Below are 1,700 nucleotides of genomic sequence, written 5' to 3' on the forward strand. Positions count from 1 at the left end.
GAGGGCACTGAAAAACTAACGAGTTTTAAAATCTAATTGGTTTTTCAACCAAAAATAAGGCACTTTCTGTTCAATTCGAACGGAAAGTGCCTTATTTCATTGTCTATTTCTTACTCTTTTTCATTTAGTAGTTTCATGATTCGTTTCAGGTTGACAGCGAATATCGTTGTGGCACCTTGTATTTCCATGCCAAATAAACCCGCTGATTTTGCCGTTTTATAGCCGTGCGGATTTTTAATCTCACTATTTTTCGCCTCAATTTTATAGCGTTTTTTGGCTAGTTCTTTGAAGGCCTCAGTTTCTTGGAAGGCCGCTTGTTCTTCATGTTCATTTGATTTCAATGAGATGCTATACGTTTTACTTTTCGCACCTTCTATATAGCAGCCTTCACGCATTGGACAAACTTTACATTTTTCGATGTCAAAATAAAAGGTGATTTTTTGATTTTGATTTTCATTTTTCTTTCCAGTCCGTGCTTTTCGAATCGCCATGTGCCCGACTGGGCACACAAACATACCGGCATCTTTATTAAAATCAAATGCAATTTTTCTTTGACCGTTACCATTTGTGATAACGGGATTTAATTTTGAAATTAATTGAAGTTCTTCCGATTTGGCGTATTGTAAATTATCTTTGCCTGAATAAGCCGTGTCTCCAATGATCGTCTCGATGTCCATCCCTGTCCCTTTACTTTTCTCTACTAATTCTTGAAGATATTGACCATCACTTTTTTCACCTGTTGTTACAATCGCGGCTGTGATAATTCGTTCATCACTCATCGCGATATGCGTTTTGAATCCAAAGAAAGCCGAGTCTGCCGATTTATGTCCGACACGCGCATCAGGATCTTTTGAATGACCCAACTGTGTATCGTAATCATCGATGACTTCTTTTAAGACATTTAATTTTTCTTTCACAGCGGGGATTTGTGCTACTTTTGATTGTGTTTCGACGACTTCCACAACTCGGCGGCAATAATCCAATTCCTCCGTCACTTCATTTGAAGTTGGCTTTTTAGGAAACTTTCCGACCATCTCTTCCTCGAGTTGGTAAACCGTTTTACGCACATTTTTTGATTTTTCTTGTAAAAACTCTTTTGGTGATTTTTGATTATAACGAGCTTTTGTGTGAGTTGCATCGACAATAACGGTTTTACTGGTGATAAGCCCTTTTTCCAACGCAATTTCAACCGTCTTTCCAATGAGTAAATCTAATAGATTCATGTCTTGGAGACGAAGGCGGCGAAATTTTGTAAGAGAACTGGAATCAATGACTTCTTCTTCTGGTGACATATCTAGAAAATATTTAAACGACATATCGAATTTTGAACGCTCTACGAGATCGGCATCTGATAGGTCATGTATGGCTTTCAACAGTAAATATTTGAACATACGAATAGGTGGAATCGCATTTCTACCATTATCCAAACAATATTTTGATTTTAATTCGTCTAAGATAAATGAAAAATCGACGAGCTCGTTGATTTGGCGAAGCATATTATCTTTTGGGATAACTAAATCATACAAACTTATATAAGGGCTCAAATTTAGTGTTTCTTGTTTGGAAATCATGGTTGCGTCACCTCTAGTTAGTTTTACTCATTATACTATGATAAGAGGATGTAAGATAAAGAAAAAGCGATTGCGTGAACAGGTTCACGCAATCGCTTTAGTAATTTCATTGACTTTTTCAGTGCCCTC

Annotated in this window: 1 protein-coding gene; it reads right to left on the reverse strand. The window is 36.9% G+C overall.

Going from position 1 to position 1,700, the window contains the following annotated elements; translation table 11 throughout:
- Positions 1 to 110 precede the first annotated feature (110 nt).
- Complete coding sequence (locus tag M3627_RS20310) at positions 111 to 1,571, reverse strand: IS1182 family transposase (protein WP_251557259.1); 1,461 nt, start codon at positions 1,569 to 1,571, stop codon at positions 111 to 113.
- Between the last annotated feature and the right edge of the window lie 129 nt (positions 1,572 to 1,700).

It is taken from the genome of Psychrobacillus sp. MER TA 171, from assembly GCF_023713305.1.
GTDB lineage: Bacteria > Bacillota > Bacilli > Bacillales_A > Planococcaceae > Psychrobacillus.